Genomic DNA, 25,345 nt, shown 5'->3' on the forward strand with positions numbered 1-25,345 from the left:
GCCCGAAGCGGCTCCCCGAGATCGCCCGGGCGCTCGGCAAGGGCCTCGCCGAGTTCCGCCGCGCCACCTCCGACGTCAACGAGGAGCTCCGCAAGGCGCAGCGCGCGATCGAAGAGGAAGCGCGCGCAGCCGAAGCCGCCGCGCGCCGCGCCGCCGCCGAGAAGAAGGCCGCGGCGGCGGTCAGGCCCGCCGAAGGCACGGTCGCCGTCGGCAGCCGAGAGGGCGACGCGCCGCCCGAGCGCGATCCCGAGCCCAGCGCGGGATGAGCGCGGGCAGACTCGCCCGTCCCGATGAGGCCGACTCCCGTGGCTGACGCGCGCGACGACGCCACGATGCCCCTCACGGCGCATCTCGAGGAGCTGCGCTGGCGCGTCGTGCGCGCCCTGATCGCGGTCACGATCGCGTTCGGCGGGTGCTACTTCTATTCCGACCAGGTCTTCGAGCTCCTGACGCGTCCACTCGTCGGGATCGGCGACAGCCGCCTGCAGCTCATCGGCACCGGCGTCACCGAGGCCTTCTTCACGCGCCTCAAGGTGTCGCTCATCGCGGCCGTGTTCGTCGCGAGCCCCGTGATCTTCCACCAAGGGTGGGGATTCGTCGCGCCGGGGCTCGTGGAGAAGGAGCGCCGCCTCGCCATCCCCTTCGTCCTCGCGGCGACCATCTTCTTCGTGAGCGGCGCCGTCTTCTGCTACGTCCTCGTGTTCCCCGTCGGTTACGCGTTCTTCCTCGAGGAGTACGCCAACATCGGCGTCGCCCCGCAGATCCGCATCAGCGAGTACCTTTCGTTCGCGGCGCGCATGCTGCTCGCGTTCGGGATCACCTTCGAGCTGCCGGTCGTGACCTTCTTCCTGGCGCGCATCGGGGTCATCACGCACCGCATGCTGACCCACGGCCTGCGCTACGCGATCGTCGTCATCTTCATCGTCGCGGCCGTGCTCACCCCCGGCCCCGACGTGGCCTCGCAGATGCTGATGGCGGGCCCGCTCCTGCTGCTCTACGTGTTGAGCATCGGCGTCGCGTACGTCTTCGGCCGTGCCAAGCCAGCGGCCGCCGACGACGACACGACCCCGCCCACTTCCACTTCCTGATCCCAAGGAGTCCTCCCATGGCCCTCTCCCAGAGCTGCATCAAGCTCGACGTCGGCAAGGTCGGCATGACGTCTCTCGACATGCCGAGCCCCGGCCCCGGCCAGGCGCTGGTACGCACGCGTCTCTCGACGGTCTGCGGCAGCGACATCCACATGGTCGACGACATCCCGGAGCTGCCCGCCGGCACGCCGCTCGGGCACGAGGCGGTCGGGGAGGTCGTCGACGCCGGCGAAGGCGTGACGAGCTTCCGCCAGAGCGATCGCGTCGTCGCCGCGTGCGTCTTCGGCTGCGGCCTCTGCGCGCGCTGCCAGGACGGCCACCTCCAGCTCTGCGAGCGCTACGGCTCGCCCATGAACCTGCTCTTCGGCGCGCAGGGCGAGTACTTCCTCGTACCGAACGCCGAGCTCAACATGACGAAGGTGCCCGGCGACCTCTCCGACGAAGCCGTCCTGTTCGCGAGCGACATCATGTCGACCGCCTTCGGCGCGATCGAGGCCGCCGACCTCCGCTACGGCGACAGCGTCGCGATCTTCGCGCAAGGCCCCGTCGGCCTGTGCGTCACCGCGGCCGCCCGCGCGCGCGGCGCCGGGCTGATCGTCGCCGTGGAGGGCATCCCGGCGCGTGCGGCGATGGCGAAGCGGCTCGGCGCCGACGTGGTCCTGGCGCCCGAGGAAGCCGTCGGGAAGATCCTCGGACTCACGGGCGGCAAGGGCGTCGACGTCGCGATCGAAGCGCTCGGCAAGCAGGTGACGCTCGAGAGCGCGGCGCGGGTCACCCGCCTCGGGGGCGTCGTCTCGAGCGTCGGCGTCTACAGCCTGCACCCCACGGTCGCGCTCCCGACGGACGGCACGTTCATCGACCGTCACTTGGTGACGACGCTCTGTCCGGGCGGCTCGGACCGCCTGCGCCGGATGATGGACGTCGTGCGTTACGGCAAGGTCGACCTCACGCCCCTCTTCACCCACGCGATGAAGCTCGCCGACACGCCCGCCGCCTATGACCTGTTCCGCGGCCGGCGCGACGGCGTCATCAAGATAGCGCTGCGCCCGTAGGCGGGATCTCGATCCACGGCACCTGATCGCGCAACGACTCCAGCATTGCGCGCGCGTCGGCCTCCATGTCGGCCGCGACCATTACGACGATCACGGCGCGTTTGCGGTCGAGCGTGCGCAGCACGCCGATCCCCTCGGCCGCCTCGACCACGTGCTTGACGAACACGATGTCTTCGGGCCGCAGCTCGAGGAAGATCTCGACCGTCTCCGGATTGCCGCGGCCGTCGCTCATGGTCGCAAGAGCTTCTCCAGTCGTTCGATCATCTGCTCCTCGATCCCCTCGTCGCGGCGCCGGTCCTCGCGCGTGACGTCGGCGTCCGGCGACGGCCGCCCCTCGTTCGACGCGCCGAGCAGCGCCTCGAGCCCGCGCGCGCGCAGCCGCTTCCCATCCGGCTCGACCCGCACCATCCCAAGGCGTCCGCGCGCCACGAACGGCAGCGCAATCCGGCCGTCGTCGGTGGCGAGATATTTGGCCGCACGGACGTCGTCGCGGAGCGTCCGCGACACCGACGCCCCGAGCAACACCGTGCCGCGGAAACGGAGCGTGCGGGTCTCGTCGAGCCAGCCGTCGCCGGTTATCTGATACGCGGGATGCACGAGGACGGCGTGCTCGGTCGTCATCCGCCCGCGCGCGATCGTGAACGGCACCGTCGCCGACTCGACGACAGTGTCGTGGCTGCCGAAGAGCTCGCCGTAGCGCTCCCGCGTCGAGCCCGAAATCAACGTCGGCATGAACGGCAACGCCTCCAGCTCCGCCACGACGAGGTCGGGGAGGTTCACGTCGCGGAGCCGCCCGTCGACCACGCCGAGCGTCCCGCTCCCCGCGAGCGACCCGGCGACGAGGGCGCCGGCGACGAGGCGTCCCGTGAGCGCGGCGGCCCCGCCCCCTCGGCCCTCGAGGCGGCCGGCGAGCTCGGGCGCCAGCCGCGCCGCCGCCGGACCGAGGTCGATCGCCGCCGCCTCGAAGCGCGCGCGCGCCGCGCCGGACGCGTCGACGGCGACGTCGGCCGCGAGCGTGCCTCCGAACGGACGCGACTCGATGCGCAAGTCGATCGCCGGAGGGTCGACGCCGGTGATGCCGCCGCGCAGCGACATCGGAACGTCGTCGACCCGCAAGGCGAGCGGCGCGAACGAGATCCCGGCCGGCTCGATCGTGACCCGGCCTTCCATCGCGCGGAGCGCGAGGGTCCACCCGTCGAGCGCGATCTCCGCGGCGCCCTCGCGCTCCGAGCGCACCGTCAGCGACGCGCGCCAGGGATCGAGCGTCGCCTCGCCCTCCCCGCGGACCGCGAGCGTCCCGATCGTCACGCGCAGGTCCTCGATGGCGATCACCTTCCCGGCGCGCCTCATCCGCGCCCCCAGCGCGATCGGCCGGAGCGCGCCGAGCGGCAGCGCGCCGACGCGGAGCGCCGGGTCCGCGGTCTCGACGGCGAGCGTCGCGCGGAGATCCGCGAGCGTCCCATCGGCATCGACCGTCACGCGCCGCAGGCGCCCGCTCGCGAACCGCGTCCGTCCCATCTGGCCGGACAGCGCCGAGAGGTCGGCGTCGTCGATCTCGACGCGCGCCGTGAAGGGCGTGTGCTCGACGTCCTGCTCACCGAGCCGGTCGGCCCGGAGCTCGAGGCGCACGTCCGGCTCGTTCGCCGCGAAGAGCGCGGCCTCCACGCCGATCCGCGCGCTCGCGCCGACGCGTACGTCGATCGCCCGGACCGAGACATGGCGGAGCACGAGCGGCGCGGCCGAGCCGAGGCGGTGGTCGGTGATCGTGATCGTCCCGTCACGCACCCGGCTGAGCGCGACCCCGACCACCCATTCGATCGGCACGCGGAAGGCGACGCGCCGATCCTTCGGCTTGCCGTGCGCGATCCCCTCCCGCGCCGTCGACACGCCGAGGCTCTGCAGGTTCCACCGGCCGTCCGCGCCCCGCACGACGTTCACGCGCGGCCCCTCGAGCATGACGCCGGACGCCTCGATCCGGCCGCTCACGAGCGGCCAGGCGCGGACCCCCATCACGACACCGTCGGCGACCAGGAAGGGCGCCGTTCCAAACGTCGGATCCTCGCCGATCGTCACGCCGCGCAGCCGGACGCCGAGCGGCCACCACGACGGCGACACCTCCCCCACCGTGAACGGGCGTCCGAGGGCGCGCTCGACGCGGGCAACGAGGCGACCCTGGTGCGCGCCGACGAGCGCGCGCAGGTTCAGCACCGCGAACGCGACGAGGCCGAGGAGCGCCAGCGCCACGATTCCGAGCCCGGCCGTCAGGATCCGCATGCAGGCGTCACGGGCGCTCAGCGGCGCGCGAAAAGACGATCGAGCGCGGCGCGTGCGTCCGCCGGGGCGCCCGCCGGCGCCGACGCGCCACGCTCGGCCACAGCGAAGTAGTCGCAGAAGTTGGCGCGCGCCTTCTCGGCGACGCGCTCCGCCTGGGGCTCGCGACAAGCGTCGGCGACGGCCGGATCGAAAAAGCGGCACTGCCGACACGCCCGGAGGTCGGCCGCGCAGCGCGGGCACGCGTCGCGCCGCCCGACCCGCTCCCAGCGTCCGAGGTCGGCACCGCAGGCCGCGCAGATCATGCCGCGGGCTCCGGCGGCAGATGCGCGACGATCCACTCCACGGTCCCGTCGATGAGCGCGTCGAGGTGCGCCGCGTCCGAATACCGATGATCGCAAGCGGGGGTGACGACGAGCCGCTTCGGCTCGGACAACGCGGCGAAGAGCGCGTGCGCATCGGCGACGGGCACGACCTGGTCGTCGGCGCCGTGCGTGACGAGCGTCGCGGCCGCGAGGCGGCGCGCCGCGTCCAGCACGTCGACGCGGCCGAGATCGTCGAGGAAATCCGACCCGATGCGCTCGCCGTTCTCGCTGCGGAGCCCGTGTCGGCGCCACGCCTCGACCGCCGCCGGGCTCATGCGCTCGACGATCCCGAGCGGCAGCGCGACGGCCGCGATCGTGACGAGCGCGCGCACCCGTGGATCGCTCCCGGCGAAGACGACCGCCACGGTGCCGCCGAGGCTCGAGCCGACGAGCCCGAACGACGTCGCGCCACGGGCCGCGAGCCAGTCGACCACGCCGCCGAGGTCCTCCACCTCGCCGCTGATCGTGATGTCCTCGAAACGGCCCTCCGACTCGCCCACATAGGAGAAATCGAAGCGCAGGCACACGTAGCCGCGCTCGGTGAGCTGCGTCGCGAGCGCCTGGTGTTTCGTCCCCTCCTTCGTCGATTCCATGCCGTGGCAGAGCACGACGGCCGGCCGGCCGGCGGGGTCGGCGACGCCCGCGGGCAGGTGGAGCACGCCGGCGAGCCGCCCGCCGCGCCGGCTCGTCATCGTCACCCGCTCCGTCGTGGCTTCGCGTTGCGGCATCGTCGTCGCGATTGATACCATGCGGCGCGCGCGAGCGAACAGTATCCGGTGGGGAGGCGGCAATGGGAAGGGACGCGGCACCGGACGAGGCGTCCGGGCGACTGATCGAGCGCTTCGAGGCGTATCTCGCCCACGAAGCGAACGCGTCGGCACATACGATCAAGGGCTACGGATCGGACCTGCGGCAGCTCGCCGCGTTTCTCGCGGCGCGCGGCGGGGCGCTCGCCGAGGTCGACGTCCACGGCGTCCGCGCCTACCTCGCGAGCCTCGCCGGCGCCGCGCGGAAGACGTCGGTCGCTCGCAAGCTCGCCGCGCTGAAGCACTTCTTCCGCTGGTGCGCGCGCGCCGGAGAGCGCCGCGACGACCCGGCGACGACCCTTGCCGCGCCGAAGCGCGAGAAGTTCCTGCCCCCGCATCTGACGGTCGACGAGATGTTCCGCGTGCTCGACGGCATCCGCGACCCCGGACCGATCACCGCCCGCGACCGCGCGATCCTCGAGCTCCTCTACTCGACCGGCGTCCGCGTGAGCGAGCTCGTCGGGCTCGACTGGGCCGACGTCGACCGGCGGGGCCGGGTCGTCCGCGTCCTCGGCAAGGGGCGCAAGGAGCGGGTCGTCCCGGTCGGCGCGACCGCCCTCGCCGCCCTCGACCACTACCAACGCCGCTGGCCTGCCGAGCGCCGACGCGACCGCGACGCCGTCTTCCTGAACGCGCAAGGCGGACGCCTCACCGTCCGGAGCGTCGCCCGCATCGTCACGCGCTGGGTAGGACGCGCCGGCACGCGGGTCGCGGCGAGCCCGCACGCCTTCCGCCACTCGTTCGCGACCCACCTCCTGAACGGCGGCGCCGACCTCCGCGCCATCCAGGAGCTGCTCGGCCACGCGAGCCTCTCGACGACGCAGCGCTACACGCACGTCGACTTCGCGCGCCTCGCCGAGGTCTACGACAAGACGTTCCCGCGCGCCTGAGCGGCGGCCAGGAGTCGCCATTCCGAGATGCGTATGCATCAATTCGTTGCATCTCGATGCGCCACTGAGCTACCCTCGTCGGGTGCGCACCACGATCGACCTCGATGCTCCACTGCTGGAGCGCGCCAAGCGGCGCGCCGCCCGCCAGGGCCAAACCCTGAGTCAGCTGGTGCGAGAAGCCGTCAGCGCCCACCTGGCCCGGCGCGCGCACGCCGACGATGAGCCCTTCGAGCTCGTCACCTGCGGAGAGCCGGGCGGGTACGCGCCGACCCCGGCCGAGATGGCGGCGGCGTTGGAGAACGATGACGTTCGGCCGGGGCCACGAAAGATCGATGCTGGCGCCTGACGTCAACGTGCTGGTGTACGCGCACCGGGTCGAGTCGCCCGATCATGGTCGCTATGCAGCATGGCTGACGAAGGTCGCCACCGGCTCGGAGCCTTTCGGCCTCTCCGACCTGGTGTGTTCCGGATTCGTCCGCATCGTGACCAATCCGCGTATCTGGCGCCCCGCAACCGACCCGACCGTCGCGGTCGCGTTCGTCGATCGCCTGCGACGCCGTCGCGGGTGCCGGCTGCTGGCTCCGGGAGCGGGAACGTGGACGGTGTTCACCCGTCTCGTCGAGGACGCGGCCGCGCGGGGCAAGCTCGTCGCCGACGCCTATCTCGCGGCGCTCGCGATCGAGCACGGCTGTACGCTCGCGACGTGCGACGCGGACTTCTCGCGATTCACGGACCTGCGATGGACGCATCCGCTCCAGCCACGTCAGTGAAGCCACGTACGTGAAGCTGGATCGAGCGGAGTCGCCGGTGCTAGCCCGCATTTCTCACCAGGTCCCTGCTGCGAGCGTCAATCGCACGCCACCTCGGGCCGTACTCGCGCCGCGCTCCTCAACGGACTGTCCAGTCCGCCTGCGTCGCTCGGCGCTCCGTTCGGCCCGATCTGGCGCACGCTGGACGCTCTCGCGACGTGGACCTGGTGAGAAATGCGGGCTAGGAACGTGCTCGGAACCTCCGCCGCGCGAGCGCGCGGAACCTGGAGAAGGAGAACTTCCCGCATGATCGACTTGAAGGGCAAGGTTGCCGTCGTCACCGGCGGCTGCAGCGGCATCGGACGCGGCACGGTGAAGGTACTGCACCGCGCCGGCGCGCGCGTCGCGTGCGTCGACGTCCAGGACGACAAGGGCCGCGCGCTCGCGGAGGAGTTCGGCGACGGCGCGCTCTACGTCCACGCCGACGTCACGTCCGAGACCGAGATGGCGGCGGCCTTCGGCCGCGTCGTCGAGCGCTTCGGAGGCATCGACGTCGTCTTCAACAACGCGGGCACGTCCGAGCCGCTCGACTCCGATCCCATGGACCTCGCGATCTTTCAACGTGCGCAGAAGCTGCTCGTGGAAAGCGTCGTCCTCGGCATCAAGTATGCCGTGCCGTCGATGATCGCCCGCGGCGGCGGGTCGATCGTCAACACGGCGAGCATCGCCGGCCTGCAGGCCGGCTACGGTCCCTTCGCGTACTCGGTCGCGAAGGGCGCCGTCGTGCATCTCTCGCGGGTGGCGGCGGCGGCGCTCGCGAAGCACGCCATCCGGGTGAACGCGATCTGCCCCGGCCTCATCCCGACGGCCATCTTCGGGCGTGCGCTCGGCGAATCGATCGCCGACGCGGACCGCCGAGCGCGTGACATCGGGGAGCGCGCCCACGGCTTCCAGCCGATCCGCGTCGCCGGCTCGCCCGAGGACATCGGCTACGCGGTCGCCTACTTCGCGAGCGACCTCTCCCGCTTCGTCACCGGCCAGTTCCTCGCCGTCGACGGCGGCCTCACCGTCGGTCCCCGCCAGGCGTGGGACGAGTCGGCGGCCGTCGAGGGCTGGTCCCTCATCGGCCTGAGCGAGGAGCAGGTGAAGAAGATGCTCGGCACGGAGGTCTGAGCAGATCTCATGCAAGGGCGCGCATCGCCCCGAGCGCGTCGAGGTCGAGGACGGCGGCGCTCGTCCGCTCGAGCGCGGCGCGGACGACCGCCTCGTGCTGGAGGCTCGTCGCGGCGGCGGTGACGAGCGCCGCGATCCACGCGTAGAGGACGTGGAGACGATACTGCTCCCACGCGTGGGCGAGCGGGACGCGCGGACCGCCTGACGCCGCGAGCGCCTCCAGATAGACTTCGAGGAGCGCGGCCTCGCGGGCGCGTCGGACCTCCACCGGCACCGAGTTCGCGAGGAAGTAGGCCACGTCGCGCATGCCCTGCCCGCGCTGGCTGACCTGCCAATCCAGGAGGCCGACCTCGTCCCCGTCGAAGTACAGATTGCCGAGGTGGGCGTCGCCGTGGATCAGCGTGCGCGGCGGCCGTGCCCACGCGGCCTCGAGCGCGAGGCGCCGCCGGCTCACCTCCCCGGCCGCGCCATGGAGCGGCGTCGGCACGCAGTCGCCGTGGCGCGCGAGCGCGGGCCGCCAGGCGAGACGCGAGAGGACCCGCCCGACGCGGAACCGCAAGGCGCGCGCGTCGGCCGCGAGCCGCACCAGGCCGGCCTCGAAGCTGGGGTGCTCCCACCATCCACCGTGCAGGCTCGCGAACGCCCGCATCACCGCCTCGGCCTCCGGCATCGAGAGCGCCGTCGTGACGTCGCCGAACCGACATCCGCGGACCCGGAGGTCCTCCAGGAGGAGCGCGAAGCCCGGCCCCCAGCGCGCCGCGGCCGCATGGTAGACCCGCGGAGCGCGCGCGGCGAGCCCGGCGCGCGCCTGGCGATAGAACGCGACCTCCGTCTGTCCGAGCCCGAGCGCGCCGACGAAGACCCGCGTCCAGCGATCGCGCGGCGCGAGCTTCAAGAAGAGCGACGGCGGGAGCGCGCCGCGCCCTTCGAGCCGCACGATCGCACGGGCGGTCGTGCCGTCCGTGACCCCGGCGAGCGTGACCCGCTCGACCAGGGCGCCGGGGACGTGCGGCGCGAGGACGCGCGTCATCCAGGCGGGGGTCACGTCGCCGAGGCGCGCGGGGATCGCGAGGGACGATCGGTCGGTCATCCGCGCCGGCTACCGCCAGGCGACCGCGAAACGGTACAAGTCGCCGCCGTCGGGCGGCTCGCCGGGGAGGTAGCGACCGTACACGTCGGCGAGCGACGTGTCGTCGAGCCACACGAGGCCCGCCGCACGGATGCGCGGCAGGAGTTCTTCGGGACCGAAGCGCGACACGGGGTAGTTGAAGACGAGCCGCGAACCCTCGGCGCTGATGCCCGCGATCCATCGCAGGGTGCGGTCGCACGCGACGTCGTCGAGGTAACCGAGCACCCCCTCCCACACGATCACGGCCGGCGCGGCGCGCTCGTACCCCGCGGCGGCGAGATCGTGCGTGAGCCCATCCTCGAAGTCGGTCGCGAGGTCGGCCGCGACGAGGTGCGCATACGGCGGCAGCGGAATGTCCGCGGCGGCGAGGATCGATCGCTTCCGCTCGAGCTGTTCGGCCAGATCGACCTCGAACACCTGCGCGCCCTGCTGCGCGATCTCGGCGAGGCGGAGCGTCCGGCAATCGAAGCCGACCCCGAGATTCACGATCTGCTTGGTCCCGGCCGCGAGCGCCGCGCGCACGGCGTCGTCGATGAAACGCGTGCGAAGCCGGACGTGATCGCGAAAAATCGGCACCGACAGGAGGAGCTGGACGGCTTCGTCGGCCGCCGCGCCGCCGCCGAAAAGATGGGCATACGGGTCCTCGAAGAGCCGTTGGTCCTCGGGGAGCTGACTCTCCCACGAGCGCACGCGGGCGATCGCGGCGGCCGTATCGGTGATCTCGATGCTCATCGCGCGCTTCGCCGCCGCGCTCAGCGCACCAGCGCGTACGGGCCGCCCTTCGCGAGCGCCGCCTGGTACGCCGGACGCGCGTGAATGCGCTGCAGGAACGCCGCGAGCCGCGGCCGCCCCGAGACGCCGAGATCGGCGCGCGCGGCGGCCGCCTCGACCGGAAAGCTCATCTGGACGTCGGCCGCCGTCATCTCGTCCCCCGCGAACCAGGTCGACGTTCCGAGCTCGTGCTCCAGGTAATCGAAATGCAGCTTCAGCTGCGGCTCGATGAAGGTGCTCTTCACCTTGCCGGCGATGCCGCGCGCGATCGGCCTCACGAAGAACGGCATCGGCGCCGTCTCGACGCGGTTGAACACCAGCATCAAGAGGAGCGGCGGCATCGCCGAGCCTTCCGCGTAGTGCAGCCAGTACGTATAGCGCAGGCGCTCCGGCGTCCCGGCAGGCGGAATCAGGCGGCCGCCGCCGTAGCGGTCGACCAGGTACTCCATGATCGCACCCGACTCGGCGACGGTGGCGCCCCCGTCGGTGACGACGGGCGACTTCCCGAGCGGGTGCACGGCCCGGAGCTCGGGCGGCGCGAGCATCGTCTCCTTGTTGCGCGCGTAGCGCTTCACCTCGTACGGAAGACCGAGCTCTTCGAGCAGCCAGAGAACGCGTTGCGAGCGCGAGTTCTCGAGATGGTGGACGACGATCATGCGGCCTCGCTTACCCGAGCCCCGGAACGAACGCCACTCGGAGGAGCAGCGCACGGGTCGATGCGCCCGCAGGATCACCGCCGGTTCTCCGAGGCCCGGCTCGCGACACATCGTCCGATCGAAGCCGCAGACGAGCCGGATCTCGACTCGCCGCCGCGCCGAAAACCGCGTTTACACGATCGGCGTCGACGGCTAGTGTCCCCGCGTGTCCGACGCCTTCCACGCCACGACGATCCTGGCGGTCCGCTCCGGAGGCAAGCTCGTCGTCGCGGGCGACGGCCAGGTATCGCTCGGGCAGACCGTCATGAAGCACCACGCCCGCAAGGTGCGCCGCCTCTACCAGGGCCGCGTCCTCGCCGGCTTCGCCGGCGCCACCGCGGACGCCTTCACGCTCTTCGAGAAGTTCGAGCAGAAGCTCGAGGCGGTGAACGGCAACCTGCGCCGCGCCGCGGTCGAGCTCGCGAAGGACTGGCGCACCGACCGCATGCTGCGGCGGCTGGAGGCGCTTCTCGTGGTCGCGGACGCCGAGTCGACGCTCCTCATCTCCGGCAGCGGCGACGTCGTCGAGCCCGACGACGGCATCATCGCGATCGGCTCGGGCGGCAACTACGCGCTCGCGGCCGCGAAGGCGCTCGCGGAGCACACGACCCTCGACGCGCGCGCGATCGCCGAGGCCGCCATGCGCATCGCGGCGAAGATCTGCGTCTACACGAACGACCACCTGGTCCTCGAGGAGCTGCCGGAATGATCGTGCACCAGCCGAAGGCGGTCGACCCGCCGCCGCACACGATGACGCCGCGCGAGATCGTGTCGGAGCTCGATCGCTACATCGTCGGGCAGCGCGCCGCGAAGCGCGCGGTCGCGATCGCGCTCCGCAACCGCTGGCGGCGCCAGCAGGTGCCCGAGGACCTGCGCGACGAGATCGCGCCGAAAAACATCATCATGATCGGCCCGACCGGCGTCGGGAAGACCGAGATCTCGCGCCGCCTCGCGAAGCTCGCCAACGCCCCCTTCCTGAAGGTCGAGGCGTCGAAGTTCACCGAGGTCGGTTACGTCGGCCGCGACGTCGAGTCGATCATCCGCGACCTCGTCGACCTCGCCATCGGCATGGTGAAAGCGGAGGAAAAGGACAAGGTCGCCCGGCGCGCGCGCGAGGTCGCCGAGGAGCGCCTGCTCGACCTGCTGCTGCCGTCCGGCCCGACGCCGACGGGCGGCGCCGAGGGCCCCGCGTCGCCGAGCGCCAGCCGCGAGACGTTCCGCCGCTGGCTCCGCGAAGGCAAGCTCGACGACCGCATGGTCGAGCTCGAGGTGACCAAGAGCGCGTCGCCGATGGTCGAGATCCTCACGCCCCAGGGGCTCGAGGACATGGAGCTCAACGTGAAGGAGCTCTTCTCGAACATCCTGCCGAAGAAGACCAAGAAGACGCGCGTCGCGGTGCCCGAGGCGCTCGAGGTGCTGACCGCCGAGGAGGCGAACCGCCTCGTCGACATGGAGCTCGTCACGCGCGAGGCGGTCCGGCGCGTGGAGCAGTCCGGCATCGTGTTCCTCGACGAGATCGACAAGATCGCCGGCCGCGAAGGCGTGCACGGCCCGGACGTCTCGCGCCAGGGCGTCCAGCGCGACCTCCTGCCGATCGTCGAGGGATCCACGGTCAACACCAAGCACGGGATGGTGCGGACCGACCACATCCTCTTCGTCGCGTCGGGCGCCTTCCACATCTCGAAGCCGTCCGACCTGATCCCCGAGTTCCAGGGGCGCTTCCCGATCCGCGTCGAGCTCGACCCGCTCACCCGCGCCGACTTCGTCCGCATCCTCACCGAGCCGAAGAACGCCCTCGTGAAGCAGTACGTCGCGCTCATGGCGACCGAGAACGTGCGCCTCACGCTCGCCGACGAAGCCATCGACGAGATCGCCCGCATCGCCGCCGCGGTGAACGAACGCACCGAGAACATCGGCGCGCGCCGCCTCCACACCGTCCTCGAGAAGCTCCTGGAAGAGCTCTCCTTCGACGCCCCGGAGCTCGGCAGCCGCGAGGTGACGATCGACGCCGCAACGGTGCGCGCCAAGCTCGACGCGATCCTCGGCAACGAGGATCTCTCGCGCTACATCCTGTAGCTGATAAGAAGGCGACGCCATGAGGGACAACATCGCGAAGGCCGAGGTGCTGCTCGAGGCCCTGCCCTATCTGCGGCGTTTCTTCGGCAAGACCATCGTCATCAAGTACGGCGGCCACGCGATGGCGAACGACGAGCTCAAGGAGTCGTTCGCACAGGACGTCGTGCTGCTCAAGTACGTCGGGATGAATCCGGTGATCGTCCACGGCGGCGGGCCGCAGATCAACTCGATGCTCGAGACGATGGGCGTCGAGTCGAGGTTCGTGCGCGGCATGCGCGTCACCGACGAGCAGACGATGAAGGTGGTCGAGATGGTCCTCGTCGGCTCCACCAACAAGGAGATCGTCGGCCTCATGAACCGCCACGGCGGGCGCGCGGTCGGCCTCTCCGGCAAGGACGGAGAGCTCATCGTCGCGCAGAAGATGCTGGTCGAGAGCCAGGACATCGGCCTCGTCGGGGAGGTGGTGGGCGTGAACCCGCGGGTGATCGAATCGCTCGACGCCGCGGACTTCATCCCGGTGATCGCGCCGGTCGGCGTCGGGCTCGACGGCGCCACCTACAACATCAACGCCGACCTCGTCGCCGGCAAGGTCGCGGCGGCGCTCCACGCCGAGAAGTTGATGCTCCTCACCGATGTCGCCGGCATCCAGGACAAGGACGGGCATCTCATCTCGACGATGGCGAGCGACGAGGCCAAGCAACTGATCGCCGAGGGCACCATCACCTCGGGGATGATCCCCAAGGTCGAGTGCTGCATCGACGCGCTCGCGGGCGGCGTCGCGAAGACCCACATCATCGACGGGCGCGTGAAGCACGCCGTGCTGCTCGAGATCTTCACGACCGAGGGCGTCGGAACCGAGGTCGTGCGCAGCGCCGCGGCGAAGCGGCGTGCGGTGGGCCGCATCCGCAAGGCCTGACCCGGGGGCTCCGTGCGCGCGGCGGTCCACGCGTAGCGCCGCGGATCAGCCGAAGATCGGCCCGGCCTCGTCGAACCTGAGATCGCTGTCGGCGTCGGCCATCGTCACGAAGAGGCTCTTCGGGTCCCAGGAGAGGTTCGCGAGCACGGGCACCGGCGAGCCGATCTCGAAGAACCAGGCGCGCTTCAGCGCCGCGTCGAACGCCGCGACCGAGCTCGCCGTCGCGACCCCGTCGAAGCCGCCGAGCCGCGCGAGCCGCTTCACCGCGCGCACGATCGCCTCGAAGGCCTCGGGGCGCTCCGGCGCGGTGCGGTAGTCGACGAGCGACAGCACCGACAGGCCGCGGCGGGTGGCCGCGCGCACCACGAAGAAGCAGCTCGGATCGCCGTCGAGGATATAGGTCACGTAGACGTCGGACACGCCGAAGAACCGCCAGGCGAGGAACGCGGGCGAGCGGTCGAGCTCGAGCCGGCCGTCGGGCCAGGGCCGCTGCGTGACGCGCGCGACGTCGGCGGCGGCCGCCTTCGTGAAGCGCCGGTCCCCGACCGCGAGCGCCGCGGGCGCGACGACCGGCCGCACGCGGGCCCTCCCGCCGAGCGCCGCCCGCGCGAGCCCGACGAGCCCGCGCACGCCGCGCACCCACAGGAGCTTCCGCATCGTGCCGACGGTCCGGATGCCGATCGCGCCGAATACCTTCTCGGCCGCCTCGCTGATCGTCACGCAGAAGAACGGGCTGTAGGCGCGCACGATCTTGAACGCGAGCGCGCCGCCGGCACGGGTGTTGCGCGCCTGTTCCTTCACGAACAGGTCGACGCCCATGAAGGCGCGCGCCCGCGTCCCGTCGTGATGGAACTCGATCGGCTGCAGGATCACCTGCCCGAGGATGGTGCCGTCGTCCTCCGCGACGAGCGTGACGTCCGGCGCCTCCTTCGCGTCGAGCAGCGGATTGTCGACGATCTGGAAGCGGAAGCGCGCCGGCACCGACACGCGGGTCGGGAAGATCTCCTCGTTGAAGCGGTAGAAATCCTCGTAACGCTCGGGACGGAGTGCTTCGAGCTTCATGCCGAGGACAGCGTCCTGCCGTCGACCGCGCGAACGAGGTTCAGCTTCACCGCTCGCCGCGGGTGCGCGCCTTGTACGAAGTAGCGGTGCAGGAGGGCGGTCGAGAGGAGCAGGATGAATGCCTGGTTCTCGCGCTGGCTGATGCCGCCGGCGGGGGCGCTCCGCACCTTCTTCAGGAACTGCTGGCAGAAGGCGGCGTTCAAGAACGGCAGCTTCGCGAGCTCCCGCTCGGAGAAGAGCGCCTCGGTGTAGTCGGCGTCGGCGGAGCCGAGGAACGCGGAGAGATCCGGGGCCCGATACGGCTGCTTCGGCTTCTTCAGGATGCTCGGCGGCAGCGTGTCGGGAAACGCCCGCTTCAGGATCCATTTCTCGTCCATGTTCGGTCCGAGCTTGAGATCCTGCGGCAGGCGCGCCGCCCACTCGACGACGCGGAAGTCGAGGAAGGGGCAGCGCCCCTCGACGCTGTGGGCCATGCTCATCCGGTCCCCCTGCGTCGAGAGCAGGTAGCCCGGCAGCAGCGTCTTCCATTCGAGCCACTGCGCGCGCTCCACGAGACCGAGGCGCCCGAAGACGGGATCGTTGTCGGCGACGTACCGTTTCAGATCCGCGAGGCCGTCGCGCGGCTGCTTGAGCAGCCGGAGACCGAAGAGCGAGTTGTGGAAGCGCAGCTCGTGGGAGAACAGGCCCGGCGTCTTCTCGCGGGCGAACTGCCCGAAGACCGAGGCCAGCGCCTTCGTGTTCGCGTCGTTGAAGTGCGGCAGGTACGGGTAGAGGCGGCGGAGCTTCTCGGCATCGCGCTCGGGGTCGAAGCCCTCGCGGAGGATCGCCTCCTTGAAGATGTCGTAGCCGAGGAAGCTCTCGTCGGAGCCCTCGCCCGTCAGCACGACCTTGATGCCCTTCTCGTTGACGAGCTTCGAGAGGAGGAACATCGGCACGAACGCCGTCCGGAAGACCGGCACCTCTCCGTGCCAGATCGCGGCCGGGAAGGCGCGCGCGATATCGCCGTGCTGGACCGGCAGCGCCGTGTGGTTCGTGCCGAGGTAGCGCGACAGCTCGAGCTGATCCGACGACTCGTCGAACTCCTTGTCGTCGAAGGTGATCGAGAACGAGTGCACCCGCGAGAGCCCGTTGGCGAGCGCGAGCTGGGTCGTGATCGCGGAGTCGAGCCCGCCCGAAAGGTACGTTGCGACTTCGACGTCGCTCCGCAGGCGCAGGCGGACGGCGTCCGAGAGGATGCCGCGGGTGCGCTCGATGGCTTCCTCGGGCGAGCCCGTGAAGCGGCCCTCCGGCGGCCAATCGAGGGTCGTATAGGGCGCGAGCGTGCGCGCCGCACCGCGCTGCCTCAGATACCAGCCGTTCGGGATCTGGTGGATGCCGACGAAACCGCTCTGGTGCGGGAGCGGGGTCCAGACGGTGAAGATCGACGCGAGCTGCGCCTCGTCGAGCTCGAACTTCGCGCCCGGGAACGCGAGGAAGCTCTTCATTTCCGAGGCGAACACCAGCGTGCCCTCGACCTCCGTGTAGAAGAGCGGCCGCTTCCCGTAGCGGTCGCGCGCGAGCAGGAGCTCCTCGCGCTCTCGGTCGTAGATGGCGCAGGCGTAGGCGGCGTTCAACCGCGGCAGCGCGTCGACCCCCCACTGCATGTAGGCGTGCAGCAGGACCTCGGTGTCGGAGGTCGACTGGAACGCGTGGCCGAGCGCTGCCAGCTCCGCGCGCAGCTCTTTGTAGTTGTAGAGCTCGCCATTGTACGCGATCCAGAAGCGCTTGGCCGCGTCGGGGATCGGCTGCTGGCCGGTCGAAAGGTCGATGATCGAAAGCCGCGCCGTGCCGAAGCCGGTGCGCGCGTCGTGGTAGTAACCGGCCTCGTCCGGCCCCCGGTGGGACATGAGCGCGAGCATCGATTCGAGCACGCGCGGCCCGCGTGATTCGAGCACGCCCGGCGCGCGCGCGGCGTCGAAGCGGGCCGCCGCGTCGTCAGTCTCGTGGAAGTACCCGACGATGCCGCACATGATCCGGTCAGCTCACGTAGAAGGCCTGGTGCTCGACGGAACGATCGATGAAGAAGCCGAACTTGGTGAGGACGTTGCCGTAGCCGATCTCGACGAAGCGCTTGGCGCCCGCAGCCAGCAGCGCCCGCATGCCCTGCTCCCAGAGTACCGGGTGATCGAGGTGACGGGCTAGCTGCCGATCGAGGGCGGGCCGCTCGGCGGGAAGCCACGCGCCGGTCACGTTGTCGACGATCGGCACCTCGGCGGGGGCGAGCGCGACCGCGGCCAGGTACCCGGCGAACCCCGCGTGCGCGGCGCCGAGGAGCGGGGTGTGCCACGCGCCGCTCACGGGCACGCGCGCGACCTTCTTGGGCTTCAGCGCCGCGAGCGCGTCCTCGGCGCGCGTCACCGCCTCCTCGGTGCCCGCGAGCGTGTATTGTCCGACGCAGTTGTAGTTGCTGACCCATACGCGGTGGCTCTCGGCGCGGAGCCCGTCGCAGAGGTTCTCGAGCACGTCCGCCTTGAGGCCGATGACCGCGAGCATCGCGCCCGGGACGTCGGCGAAGCACGCGTCCATGAGCGCCGAGCGTTGCGCGACGATCGCGACGAGCTGCTCGAAGGACACCGCGCCTGCCGCGTAGAGCGCCGTCCACTGCCCGACGCTGTAGCCCGACAGGAAATCGGCCCGGCGTCCGGTCCGCTCGCGGAAGAGGTCGAGCGAGATCGAGCTCACGAGCAGCGTCAGCAGCGCCGTCACCCGGTTCTGATTGAGGTAGGCGACGTTCCCCGCGGCGATCGCGTCGAGGGGCGAGCCGCCGAGGGCGTCGGCGACGAGCGCGTAGCGGCCGGGGAACGCGGAGTGCTCCCGCACCCCGTCGAGCATCTTCACGTCGTGCGCGCCCTGTCCGGGGAACAGCAGGGCGAGCGGCTCACTGCCGGCGGTCGACATGGGCTGCGCGGACCGCCGTCAGACGTCGCTCCAATCGAGGCCGATCGCGCGCGCCTGGCGCTCGACGCGCGCGAAGTCCGGGATGTCCTGGACCTTGTGGATCGCCTCCTCGCGCGACATGAGGCCGGTCCGCACCTGTTCGGCGATCTCGTTGACGTAGGGATTGTACCGGTGCTGCTTGTAGTGGACGGCGATGCCGAGGTCGTTCAGCAGGCAGTTGGTCGAGTTGCTGCCGGTGTCGGCGGTCTTCCGCCAGCCGAGCGTCGAGATCTCCTCGATGATCCGCTCCTCGGAGACCCCGAAGGCGAGCATCGGGTTCACGATGTTGATCTTGCGGAGCGGGCTCCGCGCGACGAGCGCGTCGCTGATCCCGAAGTAGCCCTCGGCGTCGGGACCGAAGTGCTTCAGGTAGCGCTTGATCGCCTCCGACCGGAACCGCGCCTGGACGTCGAGGTCCATCACCATGATGACCGAGTCCTTCGGCACCTGTCCGCCGATGTAGCCGCCGGCGATGATCGGCACCGACTTCTCGAGCGCGAGCTTCACCATGTGGTTGTTGATGAGATTGATGCACGAGTTGCACATGCTCGATGCGCGCGTGAGCGCGGCCTTGGTGTGTACCGGCGTCGTAGCGCTCGTCTTGTAGAGGTGGTTCATGAAGACGGGCGCCGGCGTGAAGAGCAGGAAGTCGATCCCGAGCGACGAGGTCACGGCGCGAAGATTCTTCTGCGCCTGCTCGGCGATGAAGCCGTTGTCGATGGTGACGGCGAGGCACTTGAGCCCGTAGGTCCGGGTCAGCGTCATCAGCGTGTACGACGAGTCCTTGCCGCCACTGAACGCGACGATGACGTCATATTCCGCCTTGCCGCGGTTGTCGTCGAAGACCGACGCGAGCTTCCGGCGGAGCTCACCGCGAATCTTCTCGAACTCGGGCGCGGGCGGCGCGTCCTGACACATGCTGCAGAGGCCGTGCGCGTCGAACGAGATGCCCGGAAACGTCGACGGCAGCACGCAGCGCGTGCAGAGCCGGAGATCGGCAGCCGCGCCGGCGCTCATGGCGCGACCTTGGTCTCCACGAAGGAGCGGATCTTCGCGAACGAGGAGAGCGCGTCGGAGAGCACTTCCTCGTCGCTGATCTTGATGTCGAAGGTCTTCTCGAGGAACGCGACGAGCTGCACGAAGCCGAAGGAATCGATGAGGCCGGACTCGAAGAGGTTCGCCTCCTCGCTCACCGCGGAGCCGTCGTCGCCGAACTCGATCAGGAGGGTTTCAGCGAGATATTGCCGGATCTTGTCGTCCATGTGTGCGGGTCCCATTGGTCCAAGAAACATGCCACGGAGCCAGTCCTCCGGCCGCCGTGAAAGCGCACCGACGCCGCGACGCACGGCGAACGGAGCGCGTGCACGAGCGCGATTGGCGGGGTCGAGCGCAGGGTCGCGGGGGTCGCTGCGTAGGGGTCCATAGCGGCTATCATCGTCCGGCCCGCGGAGAGGCGGATCGTGCAAAGCGGCGCGGCTCGGAGAGAGCCTCGCATGACTGCACGAAAAACGGAGGGGAGGACGGACCGACTGCCCGATGGCTACTAGGGCGTCTCCGGCCCGTCAAGAACGAAATCGGCGGGATACCAGCCGGAGCCGGCGCCGGCGATGGCGATTCGCGGGCTTCAGCCGCGTCCCGGAAGCACGTCGTCCACGGCGACGGTCGCACCGTGGAAGATCGGATGCTCGAGCCGCTGGCCGCGACCGCGACGCGCCTGCCGCCCGTATCGGCGCGTTCCGGTATCGGGATCCCCGAACGTCTCCACGACGTCGTCGCGCAGGTTCACGATCCAGTACGCGGGGATTCCGGCGGCGGCGTAGATCGCCGCCTTGGTGAGGCGATCCTCCATGAGCGAGGTGTCCGCGACCTCGACCACGAGCAACGCCGTCGTCGGGTGGGCGGTGTCGTAGTCCGGCGCGACGCCGGGAACGATCGCAACGTCGGGCTCGGGAACGGAACGCTCACTCACCACCAAGGGGAGCTGGACGCTCACGACCACGCCCTCCCCCACTACGGTACGTAGCGCTTCGGCCACGCGACGAACCGCCGACGCGTGCCGCGGATTCTGCGGCGACATGGAGACGATGACCCCCTCGAGGAGCTCCACCCGATCGTCCGGGCAGAGCACGCCTTCGTCGACGAGCGCGAAGAAGCGCGCGGCAGTGTACGGCGCCGCGGCGGGGGTCCCGGGGGTCATGGCGGGTACGCTAGCGGCTCCGGCAGCACCGAGAAAGAGCTACTCGGAGCCCAGCACGATCCTGCGGAAGACGGCCTGCTCGTACGCGAGCCCCTCGGCGAGCGTCTTTCCGGCGCTGGCACGGACGATCTCGGTCTGCAGGAGCAGGCCGCGTCGCGGCAGCGCCGCGAGCTCGGCGGCGACCGCTTCCGCACGCGCGAGCGTCGCGCCGTCGTCGACGAGCTCGGCGAGGAGACCGAGGCGGAACGCCTCCTCAGCGCCGATCGTCCGCCCGGTGAGCGCGAGCATGCGCGCCATACCGTCGCCAACCGCCGCGCGCAGCGCGGCGAAGCCGCCCGCCGCCCCGAACTTCACCTCCGGCATCCCGAGCTGCGCTCCCCGTCCGGCGATCCGCACGTCGCACGCGAGCAGGAGCGCGAGCCCGCCGCCGAGGGCGCGCCCCTCGACCGCCGCGACGAGCGGCTTCGGGAAGCTCGCGAGCGCGTCGAACATGCGCGTCGACGACTCGACGATCTCGCGCCGGTTCGCCGCGTCGCCGCCGAAGCGGCTCACATCCATGCCGGCGCAGAAGTCGGGCGGCGCGCCGGCGATCACGACGCACGCGAGCCCGTCGTCGGCGGCGATCGTCGCGAGCAGCTCCGCGAAACCGCGGCGCATGGCGAAGGTGAGCGCGTTCCGCTTGGCGCCGCGGTCGAGGGTGAGGACGGCGTAGCCGTCGCGGCGGGCGAGCGAAAGGTCGGCGGGCGTGGTCATCGTCGGCCGGTGCGTCCCCGCCCAACAAACGGCAGCAGCATCGACACGCGCCTCTGGTAGTCGCGATACTGCTCGCCGTGCAGGTGGACCAGCGTGCGCTCCTCGATCTGGAGAGCGACGAGGATGTAGGCGGTCGTCACGATCGCGAAGAGGAGATGTCCCTGGCTCATGGCCGGCGTTGCCCAGAACGCGATCAAGAAGCCCAGCATCAGCGGATGCCGTACCCACTTGTAGAAGAGGCGTTCCTTGAACGTGGGATGCACGAGCGGCCGTCCGAGCGCATACGAGACGGACTGCGTGAGACCGAAGAGCTCGAAGTGGTCGATGAGGAACGTCGAGACGAGCACGATACCCCATCCGGCAAGGGAGATGCCGACGAGCAGCGCCGCCGCGAAGGCGTTCTCGATCCGCCAGACTGACACGGGGAGCGGACGCCATTGCCATGCCATGAAGGCGAGGATCACCGTCGTGAGGAAGACGAACGTCGTGCGTTCGCTGTGCCACGGCACCCAGCGTGTCCAGACTTGCTTGAACGCCGGGCGCGCCATGATGGTGTGCTGCAGGGCGAAGATCCCGAGGAGCACGATGTTGATGGCGATGGCCGTGCCCGTCGACGAAGCGGGCGGCCCATCATCGATGCCTTTCGGGACGACCCAGTTCCCGACGAACCCGATCAGATAGAGAAACGTGCAGAAGAAGAAGAGATACGTACCCACCCCGTACGCCAGTATCAGAGCGCGAGCGACGCCGCCGCCCGTCTCGTGCGTCTCCATCGAGGATCGCGTCGTCATGACGTCAGCCTGCTTCTACGGTGGGCGCGCCGGCCCGCGATCGAGAGACCCATCGTCTCGCAAATGCCAGTGCCACCGTCAACGCATGGAGGAAAGGTTCGGAACGACTCCTCGGACTGCCCCGCCGGCGCCCGACGGAACCGGATTCGTCGAGTGGTACGGCACCCCCTCCGTAGGCTCATGCCGAAAATCGACGCGGCGAACGCGCGCCGCTGGGCCCTGTTTTGTTGACATTCTCACGCGTTGCGCAGAGTATCGGCCCCTTTCCCAGCGATCGCGCCATGAGCAGCCAGGACATCGTCACGCGCACCGATCGTCATCTGATGGCCACCTACCTCCGGGCCCCGGTGGCGTTCGTTCGTGGCGACGGAGCGCGCCTCTGGGACGCCGACGGGAAGGAGTATCTCGACCTCTTCGCGTGCCTCGCGGTCGCGAATCTCGGGCACGCGCCAAGGGCCGTCGCGGAGGCGATCAACGCGCAGACCGCGAAGATCTTCCACGTCTCGAACCTCCATTACTGCGAGCCCCAGATGCGCCTCGCCGAGTTGCTCTGCGAGCGCTCGTTCGCGGACAGGGTGTTCCTCTGCAACAGCGGCGCCGAGGCCAACGAGGCGGCGATCAAGCTCGCACGCCGCTGGGGCCACGCGAACGGCGGCCAGCGCTTCGAGATCGTGACCGCGCTCGGCTCCTTCCACGGCCGGACGCTCGCGACCCTCACCGCGACGGGACAGGAAAAGATCCGGGTCGGCTTCCAGCCGCTTCCCGGCGGCTTCCGCTACGTGCCCTTCGACGACCTCGGCGCGCTCGACCGCGCGCTCACCGACACCACCGCCGCGCTCCTTCTGGAGCCGATCCTCGGGGAAGGCGGCGTCGTCGTGCCGAGCCCGGAGTATCTCGTCGGCGCTCGCAAGCTCTGCGACGAGCGCGGCATTCTCTTGATGCTCGACGAGATCCAGGTCGGCATGGGGCGGACCGGGACGCTCTTCGCCTACGAGCAGCTCGGCGTCGTTCCCGACGTCATGACGCTCGCGAAGGCGCTCGCGAGCGGCATCCCGATCGGTGCTTGCCTCGCGCGCGCCGACATCGCCGCGGCGTTCGGCGCCGGCGCGCACGGCTCGACCTTCGGCGGCAACGCGGTCGCGGCGGCCGCCGCGGTGCGGACCCTCGAGATCATGACCGCACCCGAGTTTCTGCCCGGCGTCCGGCAGCGAGCGGTGCACTTCCGCGCCGGCCTCGACCGCATCGCGGCACGCTCGCCGAAGGTGAAGGGCGTGCGGGGCGCCGGCTTCATCCAGGGCATGCTGCTCTCGGAGCCGGGCGCGCCGCTGGTGGCGAAGTGCCTCGAGCGCGGCGTGCTCCTCAACTGCACGGCGGACACGGTGCTCCGGTTCCTGCCGCCGCTCGTCATCACCGAAAACGAGATCGACCAGGCGCTGGCGATCGTCGAAGAGGTACTCTCGGCATGAAGCGTGACCTCCTCCGCCTCGTCGATCTCACGCGCGACGAGTGCGCGGCGCTCTTCGCCCTGGCGACCGAGATCAAGACGGCGCTGCGCTCCGGCAAGCCGCGGCCGCTCCTCGCCGGCAGAACGCTCGCCATGATCTTCGAGAAGCCGAGCCTGCGAACGCGCGTCAGCTTCGAGGCGGGCATGTTCCAGCTCGGCGGCCACGCGATCTATCTCGCGCCGTGGGACATCCGCCTCGGCGAGCGCGAGACCGTCGCCGACGTCGCGCGCAATCTGGCGCGCGTCGTCGACATGATCGTCGCGCGCACGTTCAGCCATGACGTGCTCGTCGAGCTCGCCGGGCACGCGAAGGTTCCCGTCATCAATGGCCTCACCGACCTGCACCACCCCTGCCAGGTGCTCGCCGACCTCTTCACGCTGGTCGAACACCGCCGGAAGCTCGACGACCTGCGCGTGGTGTTCGTCGGCGACGGCAACAACCTCGTACACTCCTGGATGGAGGCGGCGGCGGTCTTCCCCTTCACGTTCGCGCTCGCCTGCCCGGCGGGCTACGAGCCGAACGTCGAGATCCTCGCGGAGTGCCGCGCGCGCGGCGCCCGCATCGAGATCACCCGGTCCGTCTCCGACGCCGTCCGCAGCGCCGACGTCCTCTACACCGATGTCTGGACGAGCATGGGCCAGGAAGACGAGGCGGTCGAGCGCCGCACCCACTTCGCCGGCTACCAGATCGACGACGGGGTGCTGCGCCACGCCGCCAAGGACGCGCTGGTGATGCATTGCCTGCCCGCCCATCGCGGCGAGGAGATCACGGACGCCGTGATCGAGGGCCGCCAGTCGGTCGTCTTCGACCAGGCGGAGAATCGCCTGCACCTCCAGAAGGCCCTGATGGCCTGGCTCGCCCGGGAGAGCGGCAAATGACCGAGAACGTCAAGAAGATAGTGCTGGCGTACAGCGGCGGGCTCGATACGTCCGTCATCCTGCGCTGGCTGATCGAGCAGTACGGATGCGAGGTCGTGGCCTTCTGCGCCGATCTCGGCCAGGCCGACGAGATCGCCACGATCGAGGAGCGCGGCCTCGCGACCGGCGCGTCGAAGGTCGTGGTCGATGATCTCCGCGAGGAGTTCGCGCGCGACTTCGTGTTCCCGATGATGCGCGCGAACGCGGTCTACGAGGCGGGCTACCTCCTCGGCACGTCGATCGCGCGCCCGCTCATCGCGAAGCGCCAGATCGAGATCGCGCGCCAGACCGGCGCCGACGCCGTCGCTCACGGCGCCACCGGCAAGGGCAACGACCAGGTCCGCTTCGAGCTCACCTACTACGCGCTCGAGCCCGGCATCCGGGTGATCGCGCCGTGGCGCATCTGGGACCTCGATTCCCGCACCGCGATGATCGCCTACGCCGAGAAGCACAGGATCCCCGTGCCGGTCACGCGCGAGAAGCCCTACAGCTCCGACCGCAACCTCCTCCACATCAGCTTCGAGGGCGGCATCCTCGAGGACCCGTGGCTGGAGCCGTACGCCGACATGTTTCTCCTGACGACGGATCCGACGAAGGCGCCCGATCAGCCGGAGTACGTGGAGATCGACTACGAGGCGGGCGACCCGGTGGCGGTGAACGGCGAGCGCCTTTCGCCCGCGGCGCTGCTCGCGCAGCTGAACCAGATCGGTGGCCGACACGGCGTCGGACGTCTCGACCTCGTCGAGAACCGCTACGTGGGCATGAAGTCGCGCGGCGTCTACGAGACGCCGGGCGGGACGCTCATGCTGGCGGCGCACCGCGCCGTCGAGTCGCTGACCCTCGACCGCGAGGTGATGCACATCCGGGACGGCCTCGTGCCGCGCTACGCCGAGATGATCTACTACGGCTACTGGTTCACGCCCGAGCGCCGCATGCTGCAGACCGCGATCGACGAATCGCAGAAGCTCGTGAACGGCTCCGCGCGCTTGAAGCTCTACAAGGGCAGCGTGACGGTCGCCGGCCGCAAGGCCGCCCGGTCGCTCTACGACCCGTCGATCGCGAGCTTCGAAGCGGGCGGCGTCTACAACCAGGCCGACGCGGAGGGCTTCATCCGCCTCTCCGCGCTCCGGCTCCGCATCCAGGCGCTCGTCGCGGCGCGAGGA

General features: G+C 70.4%; 28 protein-coding genes. 13 read left to right on the top strand and 15 right to left on the bottom strand.

The genetic code is table 11. From position 1 onward, the window contains the following. The 3 genes from IT293_16050 to IT293_16060 form a co-directional block, all read left to right on the top strand. On the top strand, nucleotides 1-266 hold a 266-nt coding region (locus IT293_16050), incomplete at its 5' end, for a twin-arginine translocase TatA/TatE family subunit (GenBank protein ID MCC6766172.1). A gap of 66 nt (nucleotides 267-332) precedes the next feature. Further along, nucleotides 333-1,088 (top strand): twin-arginine translocase subunit TatC, encoded by a 756-nt coding sequence (gene tatC, locus IT293_16055; protein ID MCC6766173.1) that lies wholly within the window; start codon nucleotides 333-335, stop codon nucleotides 1,086-1,088. A 17-nt stretch (nucleotides 1,089-1,105) separates the two neighbouring features. Continuing rightward, a complete protein-coding gene (locus IT293_16060) occupies nucleotides 1,106-2,140 on the top strand; it encodes an alcohol dehydrogenase catalytic domain-containing protein (protein MCC6766174.1) in 1,035 nt (344 codons plus the stop codon). Here IT293_16060 and IT293_16065 read toward each other — a convergent pair. Genes IT293_16065 through IT293_16080 form a run of 4 tightly spaced genes read right to left on the bottom strand, consistent with a single transcriptional unit; the run spans nucleotide 2,118 to nucleotide 5,468 of the window. Continuing rightward, nucleotides 2,118-2,372 (bottom strand): DUF4911 domain-containing protein, encoded by a 255-nt coding sequence (locus tag IT293_16065; GenBank protein ID MCC6766175.1) that lies wholly within the window; start codon nucleotides 2,370-2,372, stop codon nucleotides 2,118-2,120. The two genes, IT293_16060 and IT293_16065, sit on opposite strands and share 23 nt — an antisense overlap. Continuing rightward, entirely contained in the window at nucleotides 2,369-4,414 is a 2,046-nt protein-coding gene (locus IT293_16070; protein MCC6766176.1) for an AsmA family protein, read from the bottom strand. Before IT293_16070 ends, IT293_16065 begins: the two co-directional genes overlap by 4 nt. Before the next feature lie 17 nt (nucleotides 4,415-4,431). Beyond that, nucleotides 4,432-4,716, bottom strand: a complete 285-nt coding sequence (locus tag IT293_16075) for a hypothetical protein (GenBank protein ID MCC6766177.1) — start codon at nucleotides 4,714-4,716, stop codon at nucleotides 4,432-4,434. Beyond that, a complete protein-coding gene (locus IT293_16080; protein ID MCC6766178.1) occupies nucleotides 4,713-5,468 on the bottom strand; it encodes an alpha/beta fold hydrolase in 756 nt (251 codons plus the stop codon). The genes IT293_16075 and IT293_16080 overlap by 4 nt, the downstream gene beginning before the upstream one ends. A gap of 98 nt (nucleotides 5,469-5,566) precedes the next feature. Between IT293_16080 and IT293_16085 the strand changes: the two genes are divergently transcribed. From IT293_16085 to IT293_16100, 4 genes are all read left to right on the top strand, one after another. Next, a complete protein-coding gene (locus IT293_16085; GenBank protein ID MCC6766179.1) occupies nucleotides 5,567-6,472 on the top strand; it encodes a tyrosine recombinase XerC in 906 nt (301 codons plus the stop codon). 82 nt (nucleotides 6,473-6,554) lie between these two features. Continuing rightward, nucleotides 6,555-6,818 (top strand): CopG family transcriptional regulator, encoded by a 264-nt coding sequence (locus tag IT293_16090; protein ID MCC6766180.1) that lies wholly within the window; start codon nucleotides 6,555-6,557, stop codon nucleotides 6,816-6,818. Then, nucleotides 6,805-7,242 carry a type II toxin-antitoxin system VapC family toxin gene (locus IT293_16095; protein MCC6766181.1) on the top strand — a complete coding sequence of 146 codons (438 nt, stop codon included), beginning with the start codon at nucleotides 6,805-6,807 and terminating at the stop codon, nucleotides 7,240-7,242. The genes IT293_16090 and IT293_16095 overlap by 14 nt, the downstream gene beginning before the upstream one ends. Before the next feature lie 285 nt (nucleotides 7,243-7,527). Beyond that, entirely contained in the window at nucleotides 7,528-8,394 is an 867-nt protein-coding gene (locus IT293_16100; GenBank protein ID MCC6766182.1) for an SDR family oxidoreductase, read from the top strand. Between the two features lie 7 nt (nucleotides 8,395-8,401). Here IT293_16100 and IT293_16105 read toward each other — a convergent pair whose 3' ends face one another. The 3 genes from IT293_16105 to IT293_16115 are packed head-to-tail and all read right to left on the bottom strand — an operon-like array spanning nucleotide 8,402 to nucleotide 10,950. Further along, the gene (locus tag IT293_16105) at nucleotides 8,402-9,484 is read right to left on the bottom strand and encodes a phosphotransferase (GenBank protein MCC6766183.1); all 1,083 of its coding nucleotides are present in this window, start codon (nucleotides 9,482-9,484) and stop codon (nucleotides 8,402-8,404) included. A gap of 9 nt (nucleotides 9,485-9,493) precedes the next feature. After that, entirely contained in the window at nucleotides 9,494-10,255 is a 762-nt protein-coding gene (locus IT293_16110; protein MCC6766184.1) for a class I SAM-dependent methyltransferase, read from the bottom strand. A gap of 20 nt (nucleotides 10,256-10,275) precedes the next feature. Continuing rightward, nucleotides 10,276-10,950, bottom strand: a complete 675-nt coding sequence (locus IT293_16115) for a glutathione S-transferase (protein ID MCC6766185.1) — start codon at nucleotides 10,948-10,950, stop codon at nucleotides 10,276-10,278. A 205-nt stretch (nucleotides 10,951-11,155) separates the two neighbouring features. Here IT293_16115 and hslV point away from each other — a divergent pair, with 205 nt between their 5' ends. The 3 genes from hslV to argB are packed head-to-tail and all read left to right on the top strand — an operon-like array spanning nucleotide 11,156 to nucleotide 13,981. Next, the gene (gene hslV, locus IT293_16120; GenBank protein ID MCC6766186.1) at nucleotides 11,156-11,698 is read left to right on the top strand and encodes an ATP-dependent protease subunit HslV; all 543 of its coding nucleotides are present in this window, start codon (nucleotides 11,156-11,158) and stop codon (nucleotides 11,696-11,698) included. Next, nucleotides 11,695-13,065 carry an ATP-dependent protease ATPase subunit HslU gene (gene hslU, locus IT293_16125; protein ID MCC6766187.1) on the top strand — a complete coding sequence of 457 codons (1,371 nt, stop codon included), beginning with the start codon at nucleotides 11,695-11,697 and terminating at the stop codon, nucleotides 13,063-13,065. The genes hslV and hslU overlap by 4 nt, the downstream gene beginning before the upstream one ends. A gap of 19 nt (nucleotides 13,066-13,084) precedes the next feature. Then, on the top strand, nucleotides 13,085-13,981 hold the full coding sequence (argB, locus tag IT293_16130; protein MCC6766188.1) for an acetylglutamate kinase: 897 nt from the start codon (nucleotides 13,085-13,087) through the stop codon (nucleotides 13,979-13,981). Between the two features lie 45 nt (nucleotides 13,982-14,026). On the opposite strand, the gene IT293_16135 is transcribed toward argB, so the two are convergent. The 8 genes from IT293_16135 to IT293_16170 all read right to left on the bottom strand — a co-directional run bounded on the left by IT293_16135 (nucleotide 14,027) and on the right by IT293_16170 (nucleotide 21,742). Then, nucleotides 14,027-15,043, bottom strand: coding sequence for a hypothetical protein (locus IT293_16135; GenBank protein ID MCC6766189.1), 1,017 nt, complete (start codon nucleotides 15,041-15,043; stop codon nucleotides 14,027-14,029). After that, on the bottom strand, nucleotides 15,040-17,052 hold the full coding sequence (asnB, locus tag IT293_16140) for an asparagine synthase (glutamine-hydrolyzing) (GenBank protein MCC6766190.1): 2,013 nt from the start codon (nucleotides 17,050-17,052) through the stop codon (nucleotides 15,040-15,042). The genes IT293_16135 and asnB overlap by 4 nt, the downstream gene beginning before the upstream one ends. 7 nt (nucleotides 17,053-17,059) lie before the next feature. Beyond that, entirely contained in the window at nucleotides 17,060-17,980 is a 921-nt protein-coding gene (locus tag IT293_16145) for an ACP S-malonyltransferase (GenBank protein ID MCC6766191.1), read from the bottom strand. A gap of 18 nt (nucleotides 17,981-17,998) precedes the next feature. Then, the gene (locus tag IT293_16150; GenBank protein ID MCC6766192.1) at nucleotides 17,999-19,036 is read right to left on the bottom strand and encodes a hypothetical protein; all 1,038 of its coding nucleotides are present in this window, start codon (nucleotides 19,034-19,036) and stop codon (nucleotides 17,999-18,001) included. Then, nucleotides 19,033-19,281 (bottom strand): acyl carrier protein, encoded by a 249-nt coding sequence (locus IT293_16155; protein MCC6766193.1) that lies wholly within the window; start codon nucleotides 19,279-19,281, stop codon nucleotides 19,033-19,035. Before IT293_16155 ends, IT293_16150 begins: the two co-directional genes overlap by 4 nt. Nucleotides 19,282-19,643: 362 nt before the next feature. Next, entirely contained in the window at nucleotides 19,644-20,216 is a 573-nt protein-coding gene (locus tag IT293_16160) for a Uma2 family endonuclease (GenBank protein ID MCC6766194.1), read from the bottom strand. A gap of 39 nt (nucleotides 20,217-20,255) precedes the next feature. After that, nucleotides 20,256-20,969, bottom strand: coding sequence for an enoyl-CoA hydratase/isomerase family protein (locus tag IT293_16165; GenBank protein MCC6766195.1), 714 nt, complete (start codon nucleotides 20,967-20,969; stop codon nucleotides 20,256-20,258). Further along, nucleotides 20,966-21,742 carry an isoprenylcysteine carboxylmethyltransferase family protein gene (locus IT293_16170; protein ID MCC6766196.1) on the bottom strand — a complete coding sequence of 259 codons (777 nt, stop codon included), beginning with the start codon at nucleotides 21,740-21,742 and terminating at the stop codon, nucleotides 20,966-20,968. The genes IT293_16165 and IT293_16170 overlap by 4 nt, the downstream gene beginning before the upstream one ends. A 299-nt stretch (nucleotides 21,743-22,041) precedes the next feature. Here IT293_16170 and IT293_16175 point away from each other — a divergent pair, with 299 nt between their 5' ends. From IT293_16175 to IT293_16185, 3 genes are all read left to right on the top strand, one after another. Beyond that, the gene (locus IT293_16175) at nucleotides 22,042-23,226 is read left to right on the top strand and encodes an aspartate aminotransferase family protein (protein ID MCC6766197.1); all 1,185 of its coding nucleotides are present in this window, start codon (nucleotides 22,042-22,044) and stop codon (nucleotides 23,224-23,226) included. Next, nucleotides 23,223-24,143, top strand: coding sequence for an ornithine carbamoyltransferase (argF, locus tag IT293_16180; GenBank protein ID MCC6766198.1), 921 nt, complete (start codon nucleotides 23,223-23,225; stop codon nucleotides 24,141-24,143). The genes IT293_16175 and argF overlap by 4 nt, the downstream gene beginning before the upstream one ends. Next, nucleotides 24,140-25,345: argininosuccinate synthase (locus tag IT293_16185; protein MCC6766199.1), on the top strand; the 1,206-nt coding region annotated here is incomplete at its 3' end. The genes argF and IT293_16185, both read left to right, overlap by 4 nt.

The sequence above is a fragment of the Deltaproteobacteria bacterium genome (genome assembly GCA_020848745.1).
Lineage (GTDB): Bacteria > Desulfobacterota > Binatia > UTPRO1 > UTPRO1 > UTPRO1.

Excerpts from the sequence above, each read along its gene's own strand:
- IT293_16115 (MCC6766185.1), bottom strand. The coding sequence starts at position 10,950 with ATGATCGTCGTCCACCATCTCGAGAACTCGCGCTCGCAACGCGTTCTC.
- IT293_16165 (MCC6766195.1), bottom strand. The coding sequence starts at position 20,969 with ATGACCACGCCCGCCGACCTTTCGCTCGCCCGCCGCGACGGCTACGCC.
- IT293_16075 (MCC6766177.1), bottom strand. The coding sequence starts at position 4,716 with ATGATCTGCGCGGCCTGCGGTGCCGACCTCGGACGCTGGGAGCGGGTC.
- IT293_16105 (MCC6766183.1), bottom strand. The coding sequence starts at position 9,484 with ATGACCGACCGATCGTCCCTCGCGATCCCCGCGCGCCTCGGCGACGTG.
- IT293_16135 (MCC6766189.1), bottom strand. The coding sequence starts at position 15,043 with ATGAAGCTCGAAGCACTCCGTCCCGAGCGTTACGAGGATTTCTACCGC.
- IT293_16070 (MCC6766176.1), bottom strand. The coding sequence starts at position 4,414 with ATGCGGATCCTGACGGCCGGGCTCGGAATCGTGGCGCTGGCGCTCCTC.
- IT293_16065 (MCC6766175.1), bottom strand. The coding sequence starts at position 2,372 with ATGAGCGACGGCCGCGGCAATCCGGAGACGGTCGAGATCTTCCTCGAG.
- asnB (MCC6766190.1), bottom strand. The coding sequence starts at position 17,052 with ATGTGCGGCATCGTCGGGTACTTCCACGAGACTGACGACGCGGCGGCC.
- IT293_16155 (MCC6766193.1), bottom strand. The coding sequence starts at position 19,281 with ATGGACGACAAGATCCGGCAATATCTCGCTGAAACCCTCCTGATCGAG.
- IT293_16100 (MCC6766182.1), top strand. The coding sequence starts at position 7,528 with ATGATCGACTTGAAGGGCAAGGTTGCCGTCGTCACCGGCGGCTGCAGC.
- IT293_16170 (MCC6766196.1), bottom strand. The coding sequence starts at position 21,742 with ATGGAGACGCACGAGACGGGCGGCGGCGTCGCTCGCGCTCTGATACTG.
- IT293_16095 (MCC6766181.1), top strand. The coding sequence starts at position 6,805 with ATGCTGGCGCCTGACGTCAACGTGCTGGTGTACGCGCACCGGGTCGAG.
- IT293_16175 (MCC6766197.1), top strand. The coding sequence starts at position 22,042 with ATGAGCAGCCAGGACATCGTCACGCGCACCGATCGTCATCTGATGGCC.
- IT293_16145 (MCC6766191.1), bottom strand. The coding sequence starts at position 17,980 with ATGTCGACCGCCGGCAGTGAGCCGCTCGCCCTGCTGTTCCCCGGACAG.
- IT293_16060 (MCC6766174.1), top strand. The coding sequence starts at position 1,106 with ATGGCCCTCTCCCAGAGCTGCATCAAGCTCGACGTCGGCAAGGTCGGC.
- hslU (MCC6766187.1), top strand. The coding sequence starts at position 11,695 with ATGATCGTGCACCAGCCGAAGGCGGTCGACCCGCCGCCGCACACGATG.
- IT293_16150 (MCC6766192.1), bottom strand. The coding sequence starts at position 19,036 with ATGAGCGCCGGCGCGGCTGCCGATCTCCGGCTCTGCACGCGCTGCGTG.
- IT293_16160 (MCC6766194.1), bottom strand. The coding sequence starts at position 20,216 with ATGACCCCCGGGACCCCCGCCGCGGCGCCGTACACTGCCGCGCGCTTC.
- argF (MCC6766198.1), top strand. The coding sequence starts at position 23,223 with ATGAAGCGTGACCTCCTCCGCCTCGTCGATCTCACGCGCGACGAGTGC.
- tatC (MCC6766173.1), top strand. The coding sequence starts at position 333 with ATGCCCCTCACGGCGCATCTCGAGGAGCTGCGCTGGCGCGTCGTGCGC.
- IT293_16080 (MCC6766178.1), bottom strand. The coding sequence starts at position 5,468 with ATGACGAGCCGGCGCGGCGGGCGGCTCGCCGGCGTGCTCCACCTGCCC.
- IT293_16085 (MCC6766179.1), top strand. The coding sequence starts at position 5,567 with ATGGGAAGGGACGCGGCACCGGACGAGGCGTCCGGGCGACTGATCGAG.
- IT293_16110 (MCC6766184.1), bottom strand. The coding sequence starts at position 10,255 with ATGAGCATCGAGATCACCGATACGGCCGCCGCGATCGCCCGCGTGCGC.
- argB (MCC6766188.1), top strand. The coding sequence starts at position 13,085 with ATGAGGGACAACATCGCGAAGGCCGAGGTGCTGCTCGAGGCCCTGCCC.